The organism is Kitasatospora sp. NBC_00315, from assembly GCF_041435095.1.
GTDB lineage: Bacteria > Actinomycetota > Actinomycetes > Streptomycetales > Streptomycetaceae > Kitasatospora.
In genome coordinates this window covers 5773573-5796809 of sequence record NZ_CP108025.1, presented here as the reverse complement: position 1 = coordinate 5796809, position 23237 = coordinate 5773573, and the positions used below count along the sequence as shown (strand labels likewise).

The 23237-nt window shown below is 72.5% G+C and carries 18 protein-coding genes; 9 read left to right on the top strand and 9 right to left on the bottom strand.

The window, feature by feature from the left end:
* Positions 1-80: 80 nt before the first annotated feature.
* Entirely contained in the window at positions 81-1250 is a 1170-nt protein-coding gene (locus tag OG823_RS24150) for an HpcH/HpaI aldolase/citrate lyase family protein (protein WP_371481773.1), read from the bottom strand.
* Positions 1251-2011: 761 nt separating this feature from the next.
* Between OG823_RS24150 and OG823_RS24145 the strand changes: the two genes are divergently transcribed.
* Positions 2012-2992, top strand: a complete 981-nt coding sequence (locus OG823_RS24145; protein WP_371481771.1) for a TerD family protein — start codon at positions 2012-2014, stop codon at positions 2990-2992.
* A gap of 61 nt (positions 2993-3053) precedes the next feature.
* Here OG823_RS24145 and OG823_RS24140 read toward each other — a convergent pair whose 3' ends face one another.
* Entirely contained in the window at positions 3054-3839 is a 786-nt protein-coding gene (locus OG823_RS24140; protein ID WP_371481769.1) for a Tellurium resistance, read from the bottom strand.
* A gap of 325 nt (positions 3840-4164) precedes the next feature.
* Here OG823_RS24140 and OG823_RS24135 point away from each other — a divergent pair, with 325 nt between their 5' ends.
* Entirely contained in the window at positions 4165-5313 is a 1149-nt protein-coding gene (locus OG823_RS24135) for a DUF2637 domain-containing protein (RefSeq protein ID WP_371481768.1), read from the top strand.
* Between the two features lie 82 nt (positions 5314-5395).
* Here OG823_RS24135 and OG823_RS24130 read toward each other — a convergent pair whose 3' ends face one another.
* From OG823_RS24130 to OG823_RS24110, 5 genes are all read right to left on the bottom strand, one after another.
* Complete coding sequence (locus OG823_RS24130; RefSeq protein WP_371481766.1) at positions 5396-6502, bottom strand: DUF475 domain-containing protein; 1107 nt, start codon at positions 6500-6502, stop codon at positions 5396-5398.
* 136 nt (positions 6503-6638) lie between these two features.
* Positions 6639-7214, bottom strand: a complete 576-nt coding sequence (locus OG823_RS24125) for a TerD family protein (protein WP_371481764.1) — start codon at positions 7212-7214, stop codon at positions 6639-6641.
* Positions 7215-7495: 281 nt separating this feature from the next.
* Positions 7496-8071 (bottom strand): TerD family protein, encoded by a 576-nt coding sequence (locus OG823_RS24120; protein WP_371481763.1) that lies wholly within the window; start codon positions 8069-8071, stop codon positions 7496-7498.
* A gap of 246 nt (positions 8072-8317) precedes the next feature.
* Entirely contained in the window at positions 8318-8776 is a 459-nt protein-coding gene (locus OG823_RS24115; protein ID WP_371481761.1) for a peroxiredoxin, read from the bottom strand.
* A gap of 232 nt (positions 8777-9008) precedes the next feature.
* Complete coding sequence (locus tag OG823_RS24110) at positions 9009-9446, bottom strand: DUF3052 domain-containing protein (protein ID WP_371481760.1); 438 nt, start codon at positions 9444-9446, stop codon at positions 9009-9011.
* A 610-nt stretch (positions 9447-10056) separates the two neighbouring features.
* On the opposite strand from OG823_RS24110, the gene aceE reads away from it, so the two are divergent.
* Together aceE and OG823_RS24100 are read left to right on the top strand one after the other, a co-directional pair.
* The gene (gene aceE, locus OG823_RS24105) at positions 10057-12807 is read left to right on the top strand and encodes a pyruvate dehydrogenase (acetyl-transferring), homodimeric type (protein WP_371481758.1); all 2751 of its coding nucleotides are present in this window, start codon (positions 10057-10059) and stop codon (positions 12805-12807) included.
* Between the two features lie 141 nt (positions 12808-12948).
* Positions 12949-14265: a deoxyribodipyrimidine photo-lyase gene (locus tag OG823_RS24100; RefSeq protein ID WP_371481756.1), complete on the top strand. Its 1317-nt coding sequence runs from the start codon at positions 12949-12951 to the stop codon at positions 14263-14265.
* A 13-nt stretch (positions 14266-14278) separates the two neighbouring features.
* Here OG823_RS24100 and OG823_RS24095 read toward each other — a convergent pair whose 3' ends face one another.
* Positions 14279-15826, bottom strand: a complete 1548-nt coding sequence (locus OG823_RS24095) for a hypothetical protein (RefSeq protein ID WP_371481754.1) — start codon at positions 15824-15826, stop codon at positions 14279-14281.
* 165 nt (positions 15827-15991) lie between these two features.
* Positions 15992-17596: an MFS transporter gene (locus tag OG823_RS24090; protein WP_371481752.1), complete on the bottom strand. Its 1605-nt coding sequence runs from the start codon at positions 17594-17596 to the stop codon at positions 15992-15994.
* A 181-nt stretch (positions 17597-17777) separates the two neighbouring features.
* Between OG823_RS24090 and OG823_RS24085 the strand changes: the two genes are divergently transcribed.
* From OG823_RS24085 to OG823_RS24065, 5 genes are all read left to right on the top strand, one after another.
* Positions 17778-18518 carry a TetR family transcriptional regulator gene (locus OG823_RS24085; protein ID WP_371481750.1) on the top strand — a complete coding sequence of 247 codons (741 nt, stop codon included), beginning with the start codon at positions 17778-17780 and terminating at the stop codon, positions 18516-18518.
* 90 nt (positions 18519-18608) lie between these two features.
* A complete protein-coding gene (locus OG823_RS24080; protein ID WP_371481748.1) occupies positions 18609-19910 on the top strand; it encodes a sensor histidine kinase in 1302 nt (433 codons plus the stop codon).
* Entirely contained in the window at positions 19907-20578 is a 672-nt protein-coding gene (locus OG823_RS24075) for a response regulator (protein ID WP_371481746.1), read from the top strand. Before OG823_RS24080 ends, OG823_RS24075 begins: the two co-directional genes overlap by 4 nt.
* A 129-nt stretch (positions 20579-20707) precedes the next feature.
* The gene (locus OG823_RS24070) at positions 20708-21838 is read left to right on the top strand and encodes an alpha/beta hydrolase (RefSeq protein WP_371481744.1); all 1131 of its coding nucleotides are present in this window, start codon (positions 20708-20710) and stop codon (positions 21836-21838) included.
* 65 nt (positions 21839-21903) lie between these two features.
* Positions 21904-23130: an acyltransferase gene (locus tag OG823_RS24065; RefSeq protein ID WP_371481742.1), complete on the top strand. Its 1227-nt coding sequence runs from the start codon at positions 21904-21906 to the stop codon at positions 23128-23130.
* Positions 23131-23237: the final 107 nt, after the last annotated feature.

Below are 23237 nucleotides of genomic sequence, written 5' to 3'. Positions count from 1 at the left end.
CGGCACCCGGGTGCGCTGGGCGGCCACCGGCCGGGGCGGGCCGAAGGGTCAGCGTACGGGGCGCGCCCGGGGCCGGCCGCTCAGCAGAGGCAGGCCGCCAACAGCTCGGCGAAGCTGACGTCCTCCCTGGCCACGCCGAACACCTCGGCGCGCAGCAGGATCCGTTCGGCCCAGGCCCGGTGCGGCTTGGCCTCGTTCATCTTGTTCGTGTAGGCCGAGCGCAGCACTCCGCCGCCGCCGCGCTCCTGGTCCAGGATGTCGCGGGCGTCGGAGTACTCCTCGTGGGTCACCACGGAGAGCGCGTGCACGGCGGGGACGTGGCTGGGGTGGATGCAGGTCTTGCCGAGCAGCCCGTTGGCACGGTCCAGCTCGATCTCGCGGATCAGGCCGTCCAGGTCGTGCTCGATGATCCGCTGCCGGACGGCCTCGCCGGGCGGGTCGGTCGCCGCGAACGGGGTGCGGCGCAACTGCGGCTTGAACATCCGCTCCTGGACGGGGAAGTACTCCCAGACCGGGCCGGTGACGGTGTAGCCGCTGCCGTCGGCGCGGCCGAGGACGTTCACGACGTCCCCGATGACGGCGGCGACCAGGGCGACGTCGTAGGCGGTCAGGTCGGGCGAGCGGCGCAGCCCGTACGCGGAGCAGAGGTCGGTGACGCCGAGGCGGACGGCGAGGATCCGCTCGCGGTGCTTGCCGAGCAGCCGGGAGATGCCGAACAGCTGGTCGCGGCGGCTCTCCAGATGGGCGAGTTCGGGCGATTCGAGTACCGGCATGGCGAACAGCCGGTGGCCGCTCTGCTCCTCGGCGGCGGCGAGCGCCTCCAGGAAGTCGTTGCCGCTCTCCTCGGTGAACTTCGGCAGGACGAAGCCGGAGAGCAGCCCGACCGCGGGGCCGAGCCGCTCGGCCAGATCGGTGATCTGACCGGCTTCACGAACTCGTATGAAGAGAAGGGGTAGATCTTGTGCACAAGACGTGTGCAATTCGCTGAGCTGGGCCACCAGATTGGCCTCCGCGGCCGGCACCTCGTGATCCGATATCGCGTCCTCCAGGCACAGCACCATGGAGACGACCCCCCGAGCCGCCTGTTTGCGCACATCCGCCCCCAGCGTGCTCCTGGTGGCGGGGCAGTACAGGGTGGCGCCGAGCGCGGTGGACAGGACGCCCGCCGCGCTGTCCCGGTCGAACGCCCCGGGCTGTTCGAGGAAGAGCCGGTCGCGTACGTCGTCGGCGAGGTGGCCGAAATGGCGCAAGGTGCTCTCCTCGGGAGGTGCGGCCCGCCGGGGTGACGGGGGTCGGGGCGTGCGGGGTCGGGTGTGGCGGGCTTGTGCTGCGGGGTCGCCCGGGGCGGGCCGCGGGCGCGGTGCGGCCGGTACTGACGGCGCGGCGCCGGGCCCCGGGGGTGCCGCCGCCGTCCCGGCGACGCTGCCGGTGCCGGTGTTTCCGGTGGTACTGACGTTGTTGATGGTGCTGGTGGTGCTGTGCTGGTGGTGCTGGGTACCGGCGCCGGCGGTCCGGTCACCCGGACGGCCGGTGGTACGGGTACCGCGTACCCGGTACTGCTGTGGATACCGCGTGCTGGTGCCGGATCCTGCGTGCTGGTGCCGGATCCTGCGGATCGGGCCGGTGACTCCGCGGCGCGAACCGCTCGGCATCCGTGCACCGATGTGTCGATAACAGTTCCGCCCGGCACCCTGGTTCCCGGCCCCGGTGTCGCCCCGACAGGCGGGCGGCCCGGGCGCACGGCAGGGGCGGCCGGTACGGGCGGGCGCCCGCGCGGCGCGTGAGCGCCGCGCGCGAGGGGCCGACGGACCTGCTGAGCTTGTCGAGACCCCCAGAGGCTTAGGCAGCCCATCGTACGGACGGTTTCGGTCGAATCGGTCGCCGAAACCTGGAATTCTCGGAAGGTTACCGTCCGCTTCACAAAGCGCAAGCATCAGGCAAAGCCCGGCACGCTCCCACCACCTTCGGCCACGTTGTCCGAACGGGTGGCGAAAGGGCAGGATGGTCCGCTATGACGCACGTGATGGCGAAGGGCGCCAACATCGCGCTGCCGGCGGCCGCGGTCCGCGCCGTGCTGCGCTGGAACGCCGTGCCCGGATCACCCGACGTGGACGCCTCCGCGCTGCTGCTCGGCGCCGACGGCAGGGTCCGCTCGGACGCGGACTTCGTCTTCTACAACCAGCCCCGGCACCCGTCCGGCCTGGTGCGCCACCTGCCCAAACACCGCACCGGCACCGACGCCGAGGTCGCCGACACCATCGAGGTCGAGCTCGGCAAGCTGCCGGCCGACGTCGACCGGGTGGTCCTGGCCGGCTCGGCCGAGGGCGGCTCGTTCCGCGCCGTCTCCCGGCTGCGGGTGCTGCTGTACGACGCCGGGGCGGGCGAGGGGGCCGCCGCGCTGGCCGAGTTCTCGGTGACGGACGCCGAGGAGGTCACCGCCCTGCTGGCCGGCGAGATCTACCGGCGCGACGGCGGCTGGAAGTTCCGTGCGGTCGGCCAGGGGTACGCCTCCGGGCTGATCGGGCTGGCCACCGACTTCGGCATCACGGTCGAGGACGACGAGCCGGCGGACGCGGCCCCGGCGTCCCGAGCCGCGGCACCCGCGGCGGATCCGCGCGGCGTCCCCCGCCCCGACCCGCGCTCGGAGCCCGGCACCTACACCCTGGCGCCGGCCGTCCCGCTCGCCACCCCGCCTCCCCCGCCTCCCAGCGCGCCCCCGTCCGCCCCGCCCGTGCAGCCGCCGGTCCCGCAGCCCGCGTACGGGTACCCGCAGCCTCCACAGCCCGGCTACGGCCATCCGCAGCCCCCGCAGTACCCGCAGCCCGGCTACGGCTACCCCCAGCCCCAGCAGCCGCCGGCACCGCAGCCCTCCGGCTACGGCTACCCGCAGGCGCCGGCCCCTCCGCCGCCGCCCACCCCGCCCGTACAGCCGCCGGCGCCGCCGGAGGGCTTCGCCCTGCCGCCGCAGGGCCCGCAGTTCCAGCCCCGCTGACCGCCGCGTACCGACGGCCGCCGCCCGGGGGCGGCCCGGAGCACCGCCGGGCGGCCCGCGGCTACTCCGCCGCCCCCGACGGCGTCTTGTAGCCGCGCTGCCACTGCATCCCGAAGCCGTACAGCCGGTCGATGTCCGACTGGAACCCGTTGACGTAGCGCACCTCCCGGCGCACCGTCAGCTGCCCGTCGCCGGTGTTCTCCAGCAGCACCACCGCGCAGGAGCGGGCGGCCGGCGCCCGCTCCTCCAGTTTGATCTCGATCCGCGGCCCGCTCTGCGGCACGATCGTCACCACCGCGTGGGTCTGGTCGAAGGCCGGTGTGCCGTCGTAGATGTACACGAAGATCAGCAGCCGTTTGAACCGGTCCTTCTTCTCCAGGTTGATGTACATCGTCTCGCCGGAGGGTGCTCCGTACACGTCGTCACCGCTGAGCTTGATGAACGGCGCCTTCTGGAGGTCGCCGAAGAGCTTGCCGAGCGGCTGCACCACACCCCGGTTGCCGTCGGTGAGTTCGTACATGCAGGCCAGGTCGAGGTCGACGTTGACGTCGGGCCGCTGGTACGAGTCGGGCTCCATCGGGCTGAGGATGCGCGGACTGAACCAGCGCCGCAACGACTGCGAGGCGCCGGGCCTCGGGGTCGCCTCGCGGGTGGTCCAGTGCAGGTTGACGTACAGGTAGCCGGTGGTGGCCGCCGCGCCGGTGATCGCGTGCTGCGGCCGCGACTTCGTGAGTGTCACCTTGTTCTGCCCGCCCGCGTCGAAGGTGTTGCGCTCCCCCCGCAGGTACTCCCAAACCGAGGCCATCCAGTCCTCCCCCAGGTCCGCCACGTTGATCTGACGGTCCATGATCCGACATCCGCCGTACGACCGGGGGCCGTACGCACCAGACCCCTACCCAGGAGCCCGCCCGGGGCACCGTCGAACCGCCCGGCGAGAGGCCCGGCCGGCGCTCCGGCGCGTCGAATGGCGGGGCGAAGCGGCCTCCCGTACGATGACGGGCCTTCGGACGCGATATCGTCTAGCCGCACAGGTGTACCGTCCGTCATGTTCGGGTACAGCAGGCACGCCCGCGGTGGCGACGACGCACCGTCAGGCTCACCGCGACCCGCGGGGCCTGACCTCCTGTGCCGCACACAGACCATTCCTGCGGAAAGCCGAGGCCCGACCCGCAATGAACCTCACCTCCATACAGCTGGTATGGGCCGTCATCGGCGGCGCCGCGCTGGTGTTCACAGCCATTCTGGTGGCGACGCTCCGCTTCAAGAACAACAAGTCCGAGGACAGCAGCGGTGACTCCTGGGAGCGCACCGAGGAGCGCCGCCGCCGGAAGGAGATGATCTACGGGATCGCCTCCTACGTCCTGCTGTTCTGCTGCGCCGGCGTCGCGGCCGCACTCTCCTTCCACGGCCTGGTCGGTTTCGGCACCGAGAACCTCGGACTCTCCGGCGGCTGGGAGTACCTCGTCCCGTTCGGCCTGGACGGCGCCGCGATGTTCTGCTCCGTGCTCGCGGTGCGCGAGGCCAGCCACGGTGACGCGGCGCTCGGCTCGCGCCTGCTGGTCTGGGTGTTCGCGGTGGCCTCGGCCTGGTTCAACTGGGTGCACGCCCCGCGCGGCGGTACGCACGACGGCGCCCCGCAGTTCTTCTCGGGCATGTCGATCTCGGCCGCGATCCTCTTCGACCGGGCCCTCAAGCAGACCCGCAAGGCCGCTCTGCGCGAGCAGGGCCTGGTGCCCCGCCCGCTGCCGCAGATCCGGATCGTCCGCTGGATGCGCGCCCCGCGCGAGACGTACGCGGCCTGGTCGCTGATGCTGCTGGAGAACGTCCGCAGCCTGGACGAGGCCGTCGAGGAGGTCCGCGAGGACCGCCAGTCCAAGATGGACGCCAAGCAGCGCGCCCGCAGCGCCGACCGCCGCGAGCGGGCCGAGCTGAAGGCGATCTCCCGCCAGGGCGGGATGCTCGGCCGGGCCCGCGGTGGCCGCCAGGTTCCCGCGCTCACCGCTGCCGGAGACGGCCAGAGCGCTTCGGAGCCTGCGCTATCCGCTGACACCGACCAGCAGGCCAAGGCCGGCCTCTCCGCGCTGGAGGCGCCCGCCCCGATGAGCGCCCTCTCGGCGGGCCGTCGCCCGCGCGCGGCGGTCGAGTCCTCGTACTCCTCCGGTTCGCCGTACTCCTCGTCGTCGTCGTACTCCTCGTCGACGTACTCGTCCTCGGCCTACTCCTCGTCGGTCGACCTGACGTCGGACGACGACACCCTGTCGATGCCCAAGCTCGACTCGCTGGAGCGCAAGCTGCGCGCCATCGAGCAGCAGCTCGGCTGACCGGTGCACCCGCACACGAGAACGGCCGCCCCCGCGCAGTGCGGGGGCGGCCGTTCTCGTGTGCGGCGGTCGGGGCGGCGGGCTACTCGGTGCCGCTGCCGACGAGTTCGGAGTCCCCGCCCCCGCCGGCCGCCTCCTCGCGGCGGTTGCGCAGGACCGAGGATCCGAGGGCCAGCCCGATGAAGGCGACGCCGACCAGGCCGGTGACGATCTCCGGGATGTGGTACTCGATGCCGACCAGCAGGATCACGGCCAGCGCGCCGATCGCGTAGTGCGCGCCGTGCTCCAGGTAGACGTAGTCGTCCAGGGTGCCCTTACGGACCAGGAAGACGGTCAACGAGCGGATGTACATGGCGCCGATGCCCAGGCCCAGGGTGATCATGAAGATGTCCTGGGTGATGGCGAACGCGCCGACCACACCGTCGAAGGAGAACGAGGCGTCGAGCACTTCGAGGTACATGAACAGGAAGAACGCGGCCTTGCCGCCCACCTGGACGATGGACCGGCCCGACTTCTCGGCCTCCTGCTCGGCCTCCTCTTCCTCCTCCAGGCCCGCTTCGAACACGCTGGACAGGCCGTTGACGGCGAGGTAGGTGGTGAGGCCCATGATGCCCGCGAGCAGCACCGTCTCGGCGTTGTCACCGGCGAAGAAGTTGGCGGCCAGGGCGAGCGTGACCAGGGCGATGACCGAGGAGAACGCCTCCAGCTTGCCGACCTTCTCCAGCGGCTTCTCGATCCAGCTCAGCCAGTTGAAGTCCTTCTCGTCGAAGATGAAGTCGAGGAAGATCATCAACAGGAAGATGCCACCGAACGCGGCGATGGCCGGGTTCGCCGCCTCCAGGTACTGGGCGTAGGTCGAGCCCTCGTACGTCTTGTCGGAGTTCAGCGCGAGGTCGATGACGGTCGCCGGGTTGAGGTGCGCGGTCAAGCCGACCACCAGCAGCGGGAAGATCAGGCGCATGCCGAACACGGCGATCAGCACGCCGACGGTGAGGAAGATCTTCTGCCAGAACGGGTTCATCCGCTTCAGCACCGTGGCGTTGACCACCGCGTTGTCGAACGACAGGGAGATCTCCAGGACGGAGAGGATCAGCACGATGCCGAAGCCCTCAGCGCCCCACAGCAGGCCGGCGGCGATCAGGCCGACGACAGTGATCGCGAGCGACCAGCCGAATGTGCGGAGGAACACGGGAGTTGGTTACCTTTCGGGTCTCAGGGCGTGCCACGGGTGCGGCGTCGTCCTGAGACGCCCTGACCGGGACTGGTCCCGGTCAGGTCACCCCCGCAGTGCCCCTTGTTGATCATTCCAAGTGATGATCTGGCCTTTACTGTACGTTTACGCCGAAATCCAGGGCAATGCCGCGCAGGCCGGAGGCGTAACCCTGGCCCACCGCGCGGAACTTCCACTCCCCCTGGTAGCGGTACAGCTCGCCGAAGATCATGGCGGTCTCGTTGGAGGCGTCCTCGGTCAGGTCGTAGCGGGCGATCTCCTGACCGTCCACCACGTTCACCACGCGGATGTACGCGTTGCGGACCTGGCCGAAGTTCTCCATCCGGGCCTCGGCGTCGTAGATCGACACCGCGAAGACCACCTTGTCCACGTGGGCCGGCACCAGCTCCAGGTTGACCACGACGACCTCGTCGTCGCCCTCGCCGTCGCCGGTGAGGTTGTCACCCTGGTGCTCGACCGAACCCTCGGGGCTCTTCAGGTTGTTGTAGAACACGAAGTACTCGTCGCCGAGCACCCGTCCGCTCTGGCAGAGCAGCGCGCTGGCGTCGAGGTCGAACGGCGCACCCGTGGTCGAGCGGGCGTCCCAGCCGAGCCCGATCTGCACCTGCGTCAGGTTCGGCGCGGCCTTGGTCAGCGAGACGTTCCCGCCCTTGGCGAGCGTGACACTCATGCTGTTCTTCCTCCCATTCGGTCCCGGGGCGCATCTCAGGTTGTATGCCCCCACGACCCCCTCCGGCCCGGTCCGGCCGGCTGAACTTCCTGAACTCCCATCCAACCAGTGCCGGGCCCCCACCCGGGCAACCGGGTCCTGGGTGACCGGCACGGGGCCGGACAGCACGGAGCCGGGGCCGCCGGCGCGCGGTCAGCGCGCCGGCGGCCCCGGCTCCGGAGCCGTCGTACCACCGTCCCGGCCCGCGCCCGGTCGCCGGCGCGGTCACCCGGTCGGCAGGGTCAGACGTTGACGCCGAAGTCCTGCGCGATGCCGCGCAGGCCGGAGGCGTAGCCCTGGCCGATGGCACGGAACTTCCACTCGGCCCCGTTGCGGTACAGCTCGCCGAAGACCATCGCGGTCTCGGTCGAGGCGTCCTCGGAGAGGTCGTAGCGGGCCAGCTCCTTGTTGTCGGCCTGGTTCACCACCCGGATGAACGCGTTGCGGACCTGGCCGAAGTTCTGGGTCCGGTTCTCGGCGTCGTAGATGGAGACCGGGAACACGATCTTGGACACCGCGGCCGGGACGGTCGCCAGGTTGACCTTGATCTGCTCGTCGTCGCCCTCGCCCTCGCCGGTGAGGTTGTCGCCGGTGTGCTCGACCGATCCCTCCGGGCTCTTGAGGTTGTTGAAGAAGACGAAGTTGCCGTCCCCGTCCACCCGGCCGGCCTCGTTGCACAGCAGTGCGCTGGCGTCCAGGTCGAAGTCCGTGCCGGTGGTGGTGCGGACGTCCCAGCCAAGTCCGACGATCACGGCGGTCAGGCCAGGCGCCTCCTTGGTGAGGGAGACATTGCCGCCCTTGCTCAGGCTGACACCCACTGGTCCTCCAAGATTCGGGAGGCACCCCGTGGTGCCCCCGTGGTGCGGTCCGAAGCGGCCGGCCTCGACCGGAGCGCCTCTGACCTGCCAACGGCCCGATCGTAGTGCCGGGTTCCCGTCCTGCGCAGTGACCGGGCCCAAGACGTGGGCGACGGGCCTCGTCACGCGTTCGCCGGAGGTGCCCGGAGGGTGTCACCGGGGCGGCCCGCCGGGGCCCGCGGCGGCGTCCGCGGGCCCTGCGGCGGATCAGAGCGCGCCGAGCACCTTCAGGTACTCCTGCTCGTCGCGGGCGTCCGGCAGGCCGTTCACGATCGACCAGCGGACCAGGCCGGCCTTGTCGATCACGAAGGTGCCGCGCACCGCGCAGCCCTTCTCCTCGTCGAAGACGCCGTACGCGCGGGAGACCTCACCGTGCGGCCAGAAGTCCGAGAGCAGCGGGTACTCCAGGCCCTCCTGGTCGGCGAAGACGCGCAGCGTGAACGGCGAGTCGTTGGAGACCGCCAGGACCTGCACGTCGTCGTTCTGCAGGCGCGGCAGCTCCTTCTGGATCGCGCACACCTCGCCGGTGCAGACACCGGTGAAGGCGAACGGGTAGAACACCAGGACGACGTTCTTCTCGCCCTGGAGGTCGGAGAGCTTCACGAGCTCTCCGTGCTGGTTCTTGAGCTCGAAATCCGGAGCCTGGGTGCCGACCTCGATGGCCATGACGGAGGGTCCTTTCTGACGCGGATCGGCCGCTCTGCGGGCGCGGCCGTGCACATCCTCGCATTCGTTCGAGGCCGTTGGGCCGAACGGGTGAGCGGCCCGGCCCCGCACCGAGCCGCTTTCGCCCTCGGCGAACAACTCCCCCGGCGACACCCACAGCCCGGGCACCCGAAAGGCCGGGCCCCGCTGGAGAAAGCTCCAGCGGGGCCCGGCCCGAAAGGTCGTCCGATGCTCAGCGCTTGCCCGACTTCGCCGCCTTCGGGGTGGCCAGACGGGTGCCCGCCCAGTCCTTGGCGACGGTCACCGAGCTCGTCTGGGAGAGGCCGGCGGTCTTGGCGGCGTCCGCGATCTCGTGGGCCTCGACGTGCCCGTCACGGCCCGTCTTGGGGGTCAGCAGCCACACCAGACCGCCTTCGGCGAGGTATTCCTGGGCGTCGACGAGGGCATCGGTCAGATCCCCGTCCTCCTCGCGGTGCCACAGCAGAACGGCGTCGGCGACGTCGTCGTAGTCCTCGTCGACGAGATCCGTACCGGTGATCTCCTCAATGCCTTCGCGGAGATCCTGGTCAGTGTCATCGTCGTACCCGAGCTCCTGGACGATCTGGCCCTCTTCGAAGCCGAGACGGTGCGCCGGGTTGGACTTGTCCGCGGGGTCCGCGGTCGCGCTCACGGGAATAACCTCCAGTATTCGGCTCGGCATCCATGCCGAGGCTGTGGCCGTAGTCCACACGGACGCGGCGGTTCGCGCAAGTACCCGACCCTCGATCCCACCCAAAGGTTGACGTTCTGTGGCAGGACACGCCGGTCGACGTGTCGGTAATCACACCCTTTTGCCCCTTTCCGCACCGGTCCGGCACGCGACCGACGGGTGTCGGCAGGGTGTCGCTCCGGCACACCCGACCGGCCTACCGGCGCGTACACCTGCCCGAGATGCGAACGGCATTCGGAACAGGTGTACCGGCGGGCGTAGAGTCTCCAGTTGGCCCTCAGCCCGACCGTCCGCCCATCGGACGGAAGGGTGCCTGGAGGCCTGGAGAGCCTGTACCCCCGAATCGGGAGTGCAGACACAGCAGGCACAGCAGGTAAAGGTCGGACCACCTCTTCGTAACACCCGGAGGGGCGCGGGACAGGCAATGGAGCCTGCTCGGCGCGCCTTCTGACCGGCCCGCCCACCAGGCGGAACGGTTACCCATCGGTAGAGATGACGGATCTCCGAGTTGCGGTACACGATGGAGGCGGCGCGACACACCTCTAGTTTCGACCGACAGTGAAGGAACAGCGTGGCTTCCGGATCCGATCGCAACCCGATCATCATTGGCGGCCTTCCGAGTCAGGTCCCGGACTTCGATCCCGAGGAGACCGCGGAATGGCTGGAGTCGCTTGACGCGGCCATCGACGAGCGGGGGCGCGAGCGCGCCCGCTACCTGATGCTCCGCCTGATCGAGCGCGCCCGCGAGAAGCGTGTCGCCGTGCCCGAGATGCGCAGCACGGACTACGTCAACACCATCGCGACCAAGGACGAGCCCTTCTTCCCCGGCAACGAGGAGATCGAGCGCAAGGTCCTCAACGCGACCCGCTGGAACGCGGCCGTGATGGTCTCCCGGGCGCAGCGCCCGGGTATCGGCGTCGGTGGGCACATCGCCACCTTCGCCTCGTCCGCGTCGCTCTACGACGTGGGTTTCAACTACTTCTTCCGGGGCAAGGACGCGGACGGCGAGTCCGGCGACCAGATCTTCTTCCAGGGCCACGCCTCCCCCGGCATCTACGCCCGCGCCTTCCTGCTGGACCGGCTCAGCGAGCAGCAGCTCGACGCCTTCCGCCAGGAGAAGTCGAAGGCTCCCTACGGTCTGTCCAGCTACCCGCACCCGCGGCTGATGCCGGACTTCTGGGAGTTCCCGACCGTCTCGATGGGCCTCGGCCCGCTCGGTGCGATCTACCAGGCGCGGATGAACCGCTACCTGGAGCACCGCGGCATCAAGGACACCTCCGACTCGCACGTGTACGCCTTCCTCGGCGACGGCGAGATGGACGAGCCCGAGTCGCTCGGCCAGCTGTCGCTGGCGGCGCGCGAGGGCCTGGACAACCTGACGTTCGTGGTCAACTGCAACCTGCAGCGCCTGGACGGCCCGGTCCGCGGCAACGGCAAGATCATCCAGGAGCTGGAGTCGCAGTTCCGCGGCGCCGGCTGGAACGTGATCAAGCTCATCTGGGACCGCAGCTGGGACCCGCTGCTCGCGCAGGACCGCGACGGCGTCCTGGTCAACAAGCTGAACACCACGGTGGACGGCCAGTTCCAGACGTACGCCACCGAGACCGGCGGCTACATCCGCGACCACTTCTTCGGTGGGGACCTGCGGCTGCGCAAGATGGTCGAGGACATGACCGACCAGCAGATCCAGCACCTGGGTCGCGGCGGCCACGACCACGCCAAGGTGTACGCGGCGTTCAAGGCGGCCCGCGAGCACACCGGCCAGCCGACCGTGATCCTCGCCCAGACCGTCAAGGGCTGGACGCTCGGGCCGAACTTCGAGGGCCGCAACGCGACCCACCAGATGAAGAAGCTCACCACCGAGGACCTCAAGCGCTTCCGCGACCGGCTGCACCTGCCGATCACGGACAAGCAGCTCGACGAGGGCTACCCGCCCTACTACCACCCGGGCAAGGACTCCGAAGAGATCCAGTACATGCACGACCGCCGCAAGGAGCTGGGCGGCTACATGCCGACCCGCAAGGTGCGGCCGCGCAAACTGGAGCTCCCGGGCGACGAGGCCTACAAGGCGGTCAAGAAGGGCTCCGGCAACCAGACCATCGCCACCACCATGGCGTTCGTCCGGGTGCTGAAGGACCTCATGCGGGACAAGGGCATCGGCAACCGCTTCGTGCCGATCGCGCCCGACGAGTACCGCACCTTCGGCATGGACTCGCTCTTCCCGTCGGCGAAGATCTACAACCCGCTCGGCCAGACCTACGAGTCGGTCGACCGCGATCTGCTGCTCGCCTACAAGGAGTCGCCGACCGGCCAGATGCTGCACGACGGCATCTCCGAGGCCGGCTGCACCGCCTCGCTGATCGCCGCCGGCTCCTCGTACGCCACGCACGGCGAGCCGCTGATCCCGGTGTACGTCTTCTACTCGATGTTCGGGTTCCAGCGCACCGGCGACCAGTTCTGGCAGATGGCCGACCAGCTGGCCCGCGGTTTCGTGATGGGCGCCACGGCGGGCCGCACCACGCTGACCGGTGAGGGTCTGCAGCACGCGGACGGCCACTCGCACCTGCTCGCCTCGACCAACCCGGGCGTCGTCGCGTACGACCCCGCGTACGGCTTCGAGATCGCGCACATCATGCAGGACGGCATCCGGCGGATGTACGGCTCCTCGGCCCGGTTCCCGACCGGCGAGGACGTCTTCTACTACATCACGCTCTACAACGAGCCGTACAAGATGCCGGCCGAGCCCGAGAACGTCGACGTCGACGGCATCCTCAAGGGTCTGCACCGGTACGCCCCGGCGACCGCCGGCCAGATCCCGGCCCAGATCCTCGCCTCGGGTGTGGCGGTGCCGTGGGCCCTGGAGGCCCAGCGGATCCTCGCCGAGGAGTGGAACGTCAAGGCCGACGTCTGGTCGGCGACCTCCTGGAACGAGCTGCGCCGCGACGCGGTGGAGACCGAGGAGTTCAACCTGCTCCACCCGGAGGAGCCGCAGCGCGTCCCGTACGTGACGCAGAAGCTCACCGGTGCCGAGGGCCCGTTCGTCGCCGTGTCCGACTGGATGCGCGCCGTGCCGGACCAGATCTCGCGCTGGGTGCCGGGCCAGTGGCAGTCGCTGGGTGCGGACGGCTTCGGCTTCGCCGACACCCGTGGCGCCGCCCGCCGGTTCTTCCACATCGACGCCCAGTCGGTGGTCCTGAGCGTGCTCACCGAGCTCGCCAAGCAGGGCAAGGTCGACCGCAGCGCGCTGAAGGAGGCGATCGACCGCTACCAGCTGCTCGACGTCGCCTCCGCCGACCCGGGCGCCGCCGGCGGCGACGCCTGATCCGGTAGCTCTCCACGAGGGCCGGACCCCTTCGGGGGTCCGGCCCTTCGGCGTTCCCCGCTCGGCGGCACTCCTCGGCGTACTGGTGTTCGCCGGGCGTGTCGGGCCGGCCGGCGGGCACGGTGGCGATAGCCATGGGGCATGTCGCCCTCCATCGCGCTCCTCACCCAGGATCTCCGGCTGCACGACAACCCCGTGCTCCGCGCCGCCCTCTCCGACGCCGAGGAGGTGGTGCCACTGTTCGTCCTGGACGACGGGGTCGCCGCCACCGGCTTCGCGGTGCCCAACCGGGCCGCCTTCCTGGCCGACTGCCTGGCCGACCTCGACGCCGGGCTGCGGGCCCGGGGCGGGCGGCTGGTGGTGCGGCGCGGCGCGGTGGTGGAGGAGACCGTCCGGCTGGCGGAGGCCACCGGGGCGGTGTCCGTGCACGTCGCGGCCGGGGTGAGCGGCTTCGCCCAGCGCCGCGAGGGGGCGCTGCGCCAGGCCCTGGGCGAGCGGCTCAGGGTGCACGACGCGGTGCTCACCGCTCTCGCCCCGGGCGCCGTCACTCCGGCCGGCAAGGACCACTACGCGGTCTTCACCCCCTATCTGCGGGCCTGGCAGGCGGCGCAGCGCCGGCACCCGGTGGCGGCTCCGCGCGCCGTCCGGGTGCCGCAGGACGTCCGGGGCGCCGAGGTGCCCGCCGTCCGCCCGGACTCCCCCGCGCTGCCGGCCGGCGGGGAGTCGGCCGGCCGCCGGCTCTGGTCCTCCTGGCAGGTCGGGCCGTACGAGGAGGTGCACGACGACCTGGCCGGCGACGAGACCTCCCGGCTCTCCCCGTACCTGCACTTCGGCTGCCTCTCGGCGGCCGAACTCGTCGCGCTGGCGCAGCGCCGCGGCGGGCCGGGCGCGGAGGCCTTCGTCCGGCAGCTGGTCTGGCGCGACTTCCACCACCAGGTGCTCGCCGCCCGCCCCGACGCCGCCCACGCCGACTACCGGCCGCGCGGCGACCACTGGCACCGCGACCGGGCGGAGCTGACCGCGTGGAAGGCCGGCCTGACCGGCTATCCGATCGTGGACGCCGGGATGCGCCAGCTCGCCCACGAGGGCTGGATGCACAACCGGGCCCGGTTGCTGACCGCGAGTTTCCTCGCGAAGACCCTGTACCTGGACTGGCGCGAGGGCGCCGCGCACTTCCTGTCGCTGCTGGTGGACGGCGACGTCGCCAACAACCAGCTGAACTGGCAGTGGGTGGCCGGCACCGGGACGGACACCCGCCCCAACCGGGTGCTCAACCCGCTCACCCAGGCCAAGCGCTTCGACCCGGACGGGGCGTACGTCCGGCGCTGGGTGCCGGAGCTGGCCGGTGTCCCCGGGGCGGCGGTGCACCGGCCCTGGCTGCTGGCGGAGCGGCCGGACTACCCGGCGCCGCTGGTCGCCCTGGAGGCCGGACGCTTCCAGCAGGGCCGCGGCCGGTAGCGCCCGGGAGCCCTCAGCCGACCCGTTCCGGGAGCCGCTCCGGCTCCCGGCGGGCCGGCTCCGGCAGGCCCTCGACGGCCGCCGGACGCGGGGCGCAGCAGACGGCGGCCGCGGCGACCACCAGGACCAGCCCGGCGGCGAAGAGCGAGAAGACCTGGTGCTTGACGCCCTCGATCGCCTCGCCGTACGCGGCGGTCAGGAACTGCGCGACGGTGATGCCGGCCAGGCAGAGCGCCGCGCCGACCAGGGCGCGCCGGCGCGGGTCGTCCCGCAGGGCGCGCAGCCGCCGGGCCCCGACCGCGCCGACGGCCAGGACGATCAGCAGCAGCGTCCCGCCGCCGAGGAACCGCAGCAGTGCGCTGAAGACGGTCAGCCGCGACTCCTGGGCGCCGGCCGGCTCCCCGGCGCCCACCGGGTAGGACCCGAGGTAGGTGGGCCGGGCGGCGTCGAAGTCCTCGACGGCCCCGAGCGCGATGTCGGCGGCGACGCCCGGGTGCCTGAGCAGGAAGGCGGCGATGTTGCCGTACGTCATCCGGTCGCGCACCAGGGGCCAGCGCGGGTCGCTCTGCGGCGGGTCGGGCGTCCACCAGCTGCGCCCGGCGTACTGGGCGAAGTCCGCCGGCAGGCCGAGCTCCACGGCCGATCCGGCCGGATCGGCGCTCGTCCCGAGCAGGCCCACGAAGACCACCTCGGTGGGGTTGATCACCTTGAACGACTCGGTCTGCCACTGCAGGGTGACGACCCCGGTCGCCAGGATCACGGCGGTCGCGCAGAGCGGCAGCACCCGGCTCGCCCACGCGCCGGCCGCCCGTCCCAGCGGGACACGGGTGAGCAGCAGCAGGCCGGCGAAGGGGGCCGCCATCGTCACGGACTGGGTCTTGGAGGCCACCGCGACCACCGCGCCGGCGGTGAGGACCAGCAGCCCGCCGAGCCGTGCGCGGGCCGATCCGCCGAGGTGCGCCGCTCCCGCGGTGGCCGCGAGGATGCCGAGCAGCCCCGCCGCCTCGCTGTAGGGAGAGGCGGCGTAGCCCGCGAAGACGCTGTCGCCGACGACGGCGAACAGGGCCGCGCAGATCAGCGAGCGTGCCGGGAGGCCGCCGCGCAGCGCCGCCGCGAAGACGGCCGTGGCAAGACCGGCCAGCAGGCAGAAGAGCACCGCGAGCGCCCGCAGATCGACCACCCCGGGCAGGCCGAGCCAGTGCCCGAGCGGCTGCGCCGCGCGCAGCAGCCAGGTGCCGCTGCTGCGGTAGGCGGCCTCCGGGTCGCAGCCGCCGGGCTCCGCGTGCGCATAGCCGAAGTTGGCGTACGACCACCAGGGCGTGGAGCCGGGCTCCAGCCGCGTGACGGCCTCCAGGGTGCACATCCGGCGCGGGCCGTCGCCGTTGTCGGCCATGCCGACGGGGCCGGGCAGGAAGATCCGCACGGCCATCAGGACGGCCGTGGCGAGGCCGGCGGCCGCGGCGAACCCGCCCGGCCGGCCGAGGAACCGGGCCACCCGCCCGGGCCCGGGTGACCCCGGACCGGACGACTGCTTCTCACCGCTGGCATCCTGGCTGGTCATGCGCACAGCCCACCGTGCGTCCGATCCCCGCGCAAGACGCCACACCCGCGGCGGGCGGGTGATTCGGCCGGACGTCGCACGCCCCGCGCCCGCCGCCCGGCCGGGGACGACCGCGCCCCCGGCGCCACGCGGGCGCCGGGGGCGGACGGTCGGTCGCCAGGCCGGTCAGATGTGCACGGCCGGGCCGGCGTCGGTGCTGCCGCGCTTGGCCAGCAGGCCGAGCAGCGCCGCCGCGAAGGCCACCACGGAGGCGACCGCGAAGGCCAGCGACATGCCGCTGACGAAGGAGTCGTGCACCGCGCCGGCCATCGCGTCCACGGCCTGCTGCGGCGTACCCGGCTGGGCGGGCGGGGCGATGCCGAGCTGGGCGGCCTGCCGCAGGCCCTGCGCGCCGGCCCCCTCGACCGGCGGCAGACCGGCCGCGGCCCAGTTGCCGGGCAGCACGTCGGTGACCTTGGCCGCCATCAGCGCGCCCAGGACGGCGGTGCCGAGGCTGCCGCCGACCTGCATGGCGGCCTGCTGCAGGCCGCCGGCGACGCCGGAGAGCTCCAGCGGGGCGTTGCCGACGATGACCTCGGTGGCGCCGACCAGGACGGGGCTGATGCCCAGGCCCATCAGGACGAACCAGAGCGACATCACGCCGCTGCCGGAGTTCGCGTTCAGGGTGGACATGCCGTACATGGCCACGGAGGTGATGACCATGCCGACCACGATCGGGATGCGCGGGCCGACCTTGCCGATCGCGGCGCCGGCCGCCGGCGCGCCGACGATCATCATTCCGGTCATCGGGAGCAGGTGGACACCGGCGTCGACCGGGGACATCCCGTGCACGTTCTGCAGGTAGAAGGTCACGAAGAAGATCGCGCCGAAGAACGAGAACGCCATCAGGATCATCAGCAGGGTGCCCGCCGACAGCGGCACCGAGCGGAACAGGCTGAGCGGGATCAGGGGCTCCCTGGCGACCCGCTGCCAGAGGGCGAAGGCGACCAGGGCCACGACGGCGCCGCCGAGGAAGAGGATCGTGCTGATGTCGCCCCAGCCCCAGGTCGGAGCCTTGATGATGCCCCAGACCAGCATGAACATCGCGGCCGAGAGCAGCAGGATGCCGGGGATGTCGAAGGACTTCGCGGCGTTCTCGGCGCGGACGTCCCGAAGGATCCAGATGCCGAGCGCGAGCGCGAGCAGGCCGACCGGGATGTTGATGAAGAACACCGACTGCCAGGACACGTGCTCGACCAGCAGGCCGCCGACGATCGGACCGGCCGCGGTGGAGGCACCGATCACGCCCGCCCAGATGCCGATCGCCATGTTCAGCTTCTCGACCGGGAAGGCGCCGCGCAGCAGGCCGAGGGCGGCGGGCTGGAGCAGCGCGCCGAACAGGCCCTGCAGGACGCGGAAGGCGATCACCGTCTGGATGTTGCCGGCGAAGCCGATCGCGGCCGAGGCACCGGCGAAGCCCACCGCGCCGACCAGGAAGGTCGTCTTGTGGCCGAAGCGGTCGCCTATCTTTCCGGCGGTGATCAGGAACACCGCGAGCGCCAGCAGGTAGCCGCTGGTCACCCACTGGATGTCGGCGGGCGAGGCCTTGAGGTCTGCCTGGATCACCGGGTTGGCGATGGCGACGATGGTGCCGTCCAGGGCGACCATCATCACGCCGACGGCGACGGTCAGCAGGGTCAGCCAGGGGTGGCCCTGCAGGCTCCTCCCCCGGGCGGGCGCGCCGGGCGGCGGCGCATCCGCCTTCGCGTTCTTGACGACGGACTGGCTCATCTGCGGGGCCTTCCGGGTGCGTGGACGACACGGGACACGGTCGTGGCGCCCCCGGCCCACCCGTCCCCACGAGTGCTCGGGCCGGACGGGCGCCACTCCCGGAGGGAGATTATGTCAGTAGCTGACATTCGGCAAACCATGACTTCTGGCCGGTACTGACATTTGTCAGAGCGCTATCGTGGTGAGCGAAACCCGTGCCCACCCGCAGTCGGAAGGCCCCACCATGGCCGCGCAGCTCACGCCCACCGCCCCCGACCCGGCCTGCCGGGTCCTCGGCCTGCGCGAGCGCAAGAAGCAGCGCACCAGGGACTCCCTCGTCGAGGCCGCCCACCGGCTCTTCCTGGAGCGGGGCTTCGGACGCACCACCGTGGACGAGATCGCCGCCGCCGTCGACGTCTCCCAACGCACCTTCTTCCGCTACTTCGCCAACAAGGACGAGGTCGCGCTCGCGGTGATGGCCGAGGCCGAGAACTTCTTCATCGCCTGCCTGCGCGGACGCCCGGCCGAGGAGAGCCCGCTCCAGGCACTGCGCGCCTCCATCGTCCAGGCGTGGCGCGAACTCGCCGCCGGCCGGCCGGACGGGCCGAGCGGCGTGACCACCGCGCTGGAACTCATGCAGCTGATAGAGGACACCCCGACCCTGCTCGCCGCCCACCTGCGCCGGATCACCGAACAGGAGCGGGTGGTGGCCGGGCTGATCGCCGCACGCGAGGGCCTGGACCCGGTCACCGACCTGCGCCCCAAGGTGATGGCGGCGGTCTTCGGCGGCGTCCTGCGCTCGGCGCACCTGGCCTGGTCCGCCGAGGCCGAGAGCGAGAGCGCCACCGGCGCGGGCGACAGCGGCCCCGAGGGGATGATCGCCCTGATCGAGCGCCACTTCGACCAGCTCGGCCCCGCCCTGGCCGGCGACTGGCGGCGCTGACCGCCCGCGACGTCGTACCCGGGTATCACGGGCGGGGCGCCACCCCGGGGGGACGCCCCACCGCCGGCCGCTCTCCTAGGGTTGGGCCGCATGGAGAACCCGCCGACCGGACGCACCGCACCCGCCCGCCTGGCCACCCTGCTGAGCGCCCTGGCCCGCCCGTCCGCCGACCGCACCCCGCAGCCGGCCGGCACCTTCCCGCGGTGGCCGCACCACCTGCCGTACCTGCTCGCCGTCGGCGCCGCGGCCTCACTGCTGCCGACCGGCATCACGGTGCTGACCCACGACTACGGGCTGAACCCCGCCGTGGCCGCCGCACTGGCGGTGGCCCAGAGCGTGCCGCTGGTGCTCGCGGTCAGCCGCCCGCTGCCCGCCTGGTGGATCATCGGCACCGCCGACCTGCTGACCGCCCTGCTGCTGCTCGCCGCCGACCGCACCACCGACGCCGTCTGGCCCTGGCCGGCCACCTCGGTCATCGGCTACTGCCTGCTGATGGTGCCGCTCTCGCTGCGCGAGCCCCGCCGGACCCTGCTCGCCGTCTGGCTGACCACCGTCGCCGGCTCCCTGACCATGTCGCTGGTGGCGCCCGCCGACCGCTTCGGCGGGGACAACAGCCTGCTGGTCATCGCCCTGTCGGGCGCGGTCCTGGTGTTCGGGGGCGCCCTGCGCGAGCGGGCCGAGGCCCGCCGGCTGCTCACCGAGCAGGAGCAGATCAGCGAGAGCGAGCGCGGGCAGCGCACCCTGCTGGAGGAGCGCGCCCGGATCGCCCGTGAGCTGCACGACGTGGTGGCCCACCACATGTCGGTGATCGCCGTGCAGGCCGCCAGCGCGCCGTACCGGCTGACCGGTGTGCCGGAGGAGGCCGTGGCCGAGTTCACCGCCATCGCGGGCACCGCCCGGGAGTCGCTGACCGAGATGCGCCGGCTGCTGGGAGTGCTGCGCAACGAGGGGTCCGGCGCCGAGACCGCCCCGCAGCCCGGCCTGGCCCAGCTGCCCCAGCTGCTCGAAACGGTCGGCCGGGCCGGGGTGTCCGCCGAACTGACCGTCCACCCGGAGGCCGCCGGACCGCTGCCGGCCGCGGTGGAGCTCTCCGCCTACCGGATCGTCCAGGAGGCGCTGGCCAACGTGGTGCGGCACGCGCCCGGTGCGCGGGCCTGGGTGTCGCTGGCGCTGCAGGACGGCCGGCTGCTGGTCACGGTGGTGAACGCGGCGCCGACGACCCGGTCGCCCTCCCTGGAGCACGCGGCGGAGGGCACCGGCCACGGCCTGACCGGAATGCGGGAGCGCGTGCGGCTGCTGGATGGCAGGCTGGACACCGGGCCGCTGCCGGACGGCGGCTTCAAGGTCGCCGCCGCGCTGCCGACCGACACCCCGGGGGAGAGTGCCGCATGACCATCCGTGTGATCATCGCCGACGACCAGGCCATGGTCCGGGCGGGCTTCGCCGCCCTGCTGAACGCCCAGAGCGACATCGACGTGGTGGGCGACGCGGCGGACGGCCGTCAGGCGCTGGAGGTCAGCGGCCGCACCCACCCGGACGTGGTGCTGATGGACGTGCGGATGCCGGAGCTGGACGGCCTGGAGGCGACCCGGCGGCTGCTCGGCCGCACCGACGGCGGGCACCGCCCACGGGTGCTGATGCTCACCACCTTCGACGTGGACGACTACGTGTACGAGGCACTGCGCGCCGGGGCCAGCGGCTTCCTGCTCAAGGACGCCCCGCCGGCCGACCTGATCGCCGCCGTCCGGGTGGTCGCGGCCGGCGAGGCGCTGCTCGCGCCCTCGGTGACCCGCCGGCTGATCGAGGACTTCGCCCGCACCCGCCCCGCCCCACGCCGGGACCCGAAGCTGCGGCTGAACGGCCTGACGCCGCGGGAGACCGAGGTGCTGGAGCTGATCGCCCGGGGCCTGTCCAACCAGGAGATCGCGGCCGCCCTGGTGCTCGCCGAGCAGACCGTGAAGACCCACATCGGCCGCGTCCTCGCCAAGCTCGATCTGCGCGACCGCGCCCAGGCGGTGATCCTGGCCTACGAATCGGGCCTGGTGACGCCGGGTCAGTAGGACCCGGGAGGTACCGCAGGAGTACCCGGGTACGACCCGGTGGTTGGCCCCCCGGTGTGACGCCGGCGGGGCCGTCGTCCTTCTACCTTCCTTCCCGTCGCACCCGACGGACGAGGGAGTACGAAGACGATGCTGCTGCGCTTCAGGCGGACGCTGGCCGCCGCCGCGATCACCACCGCCACCCTGCTCGGCGCGGGCGGCTGGGCCGCCGCCGACACGCAGAGCCCCGTGACCGGGCCGCCGCCGGGCAGCGCCGCCTGGGTCGCCGACACCACGCTGGGCCTGCGCCTGCCCGATCCCGCCACCGCCCGGCCCGACGAGGTGGCGGCCTTCTTCGCCGCGCTGTCGCCGGCCCGGCGCGACGACCTGGCCGTGCGCCACCCCCTGGTCGTGGGCAACCTGGACGGCGCGCCCGTGCCGCTTCGCTACCGGGCCAACGTGCTGGCCCTCACCGAGGAGCTCGGCCGGGAGCGGGCCAGGGCCGAGGACCCGGCGCTGACCGGCCAGGACCACGAGGCCGCCCGGGCCCGCGCCGAGCGCTACCGGAGCCTGCTGGCCGACGGGCGGCGGATCCTCGTCTTCGACCCGCGCGGGCGGGGTCAGGTCGCCGAGGTCTTCGGCGACCTGGCCGGCGCCCGGCACACCGCCGTCGTGGTGCCCGGCTCGGACATCGACCTGATGAGCTTCGACCGCGCCACGGACCCGTACGGCGCCCCCGCCGGCATGGCCCGCGCCCTGTACGAGGCGACCGGCCGGGACGCGGCCGTAGTCGCCTGGGCGGGCTACACCACCCCGGTCGGGGTCGGCCTGGACGCCGCCACCGAGGACCTCGCCGAGGCCGGCGCGCAGCGGCTGGGCCGGTTCCTCACCGGCCTGGCGCTGACCACCTCCCCGGCCGCCCCCGCCACCGTCCTCTGCCACAGCTACGGCTCGGTGGTCTGCGGGCTGACCGCCCCCGGGCCCGCGCAGGTCTCCGGCGTGGTGGTGCTCGGCTCCCCCGGCATGGGTGTGCCGGACGCCGCCGCCCTCGACCCCCGCGTGCCGCTCTGGGCCACCGACCGCAACGGCTCCGACTGGATCGGCGACGTCCCGCACGTCTCGGTGCTCGGCCTGGGCCACGGCGCCGACCCCACCGCCGGCGGCTTCGGCGCCCGGCACATCCCGTCCACCGGATCACACGGCCACACCGGCTACTTCGCGCCCGGCACGGCCTCGCTCGCCCGCTTCGCCGAGCTCACCCTCGGCCGCCCGGCAGCCTGACCGGCCCCGACCACCCCGACCACCCCGACCACCCCGACCACCCCGACCACCCGAAGGAGCCCACCATGGCCGGACCACTCGGCTCGCTGCGCCGCGCCGCCGCCGGGATCGACGCGCAGACCCCCGCCACCCGCGACCGCGCCCTCGACGGGCTGCGCGCCGTCGCCCTGCTCGCCGTGCCGTTCGGGCACTGGATGCTAGGCGGCTTCACCCTCTCCGCCGACGGCGCGCTGCACAACGCCAGCCCGCTCGGCGCCCTCGGCTTCTTCGCGCCGCTCAGCTGGCTGCTGCAGATGCTCGGGGTGTTCTTCCTGGTCGGCGGCCACTCCTCGGTCGCCTCGCTGGAGCGGGCCCGCTTGCGCGGCGTCGGCGCCGGGGCCTGGCTGCGCGGCCGGTCGGTGCGGCTGCTGCGGCCGGTGCTCGGGGTGGCCGCGGTCTGGGCACTGCTGATCCCGCTGCTGCACCGGCTGGGGGTGCCGGACGCGACGGTGCGGACGGGCTCGGTGCTGGTCGTCCAACCGCTCTGGTACATCGCGGTCTACCTCGGCCTGACCGCGCTCACCCCGCTGTGCGCGGCGGCGGGCCGGCGCCTCGGCGGCTGGTCGGCCGGCGCGATGCTCGGCGTCGTCGCCCTGGTCGACCTCCTGCGGTACGGGCCCTGGGCGCAGTCGGTGCCGTCCTGGCTGGCGCTGGTGAACATCCTCCCGGGGTGGATGTTCGCCTACCAGCTGGGCGTGCTGTGGGCGCAGGGCCGGCTCGGGCGCCGCGCCGCCCGGGTGCTGCTGCTGGGCGGGGGCGCGCTGTTCGCGGCTCTGCTGCTGTTCTTCCACTACCCGGCCAGCATGGTCGGCGTCCCCGGCGCGGCGCGGACCAACGCGCACCCGCCGTCGCTGCTGGTGCTCGCGCTGGCCTCGGTGCAGTGCGGTGCGGCCGTCCTGCTGCGGGAGCGGATCGGGACGCTGCTGCGCCGGCCGCTGCTGTGGCTGCCGGTGGTGGTGGTCAACCTGTCGGCGATGACGATCTTCTGCTGGCACCAGAGCGCGATGCTCGCGGTGGCCGTGCCCGGTGCGGCGGCGTTCGGCGCGGTGCCGGGGCTGACGACCTCCCCCGACTCGCTCGGCTGGGTGGCGGCCAGGCTGGCCCTGCTGCCGCTGTTCACCGGCGCGCTGGTGGCACTCGGCCGGCTCGCCCGGCGCTTCGACGCTCCGTGGACGTCCGTCTCCGGAACCTGGAAGGCGGTGGCGGGCGCCGGGGCCGCGGCCTTCGCCGCCTACGCGCTCGGGGTGGTGTGACCGGAGCCGATCCGACGGATCGTCACTCTCCGGACAGGACAGGGCAGTCCGAACGGCTCATCATGACGGCGCCGCCAGTCGAGTCCGCATGCGAACCACCACGCACT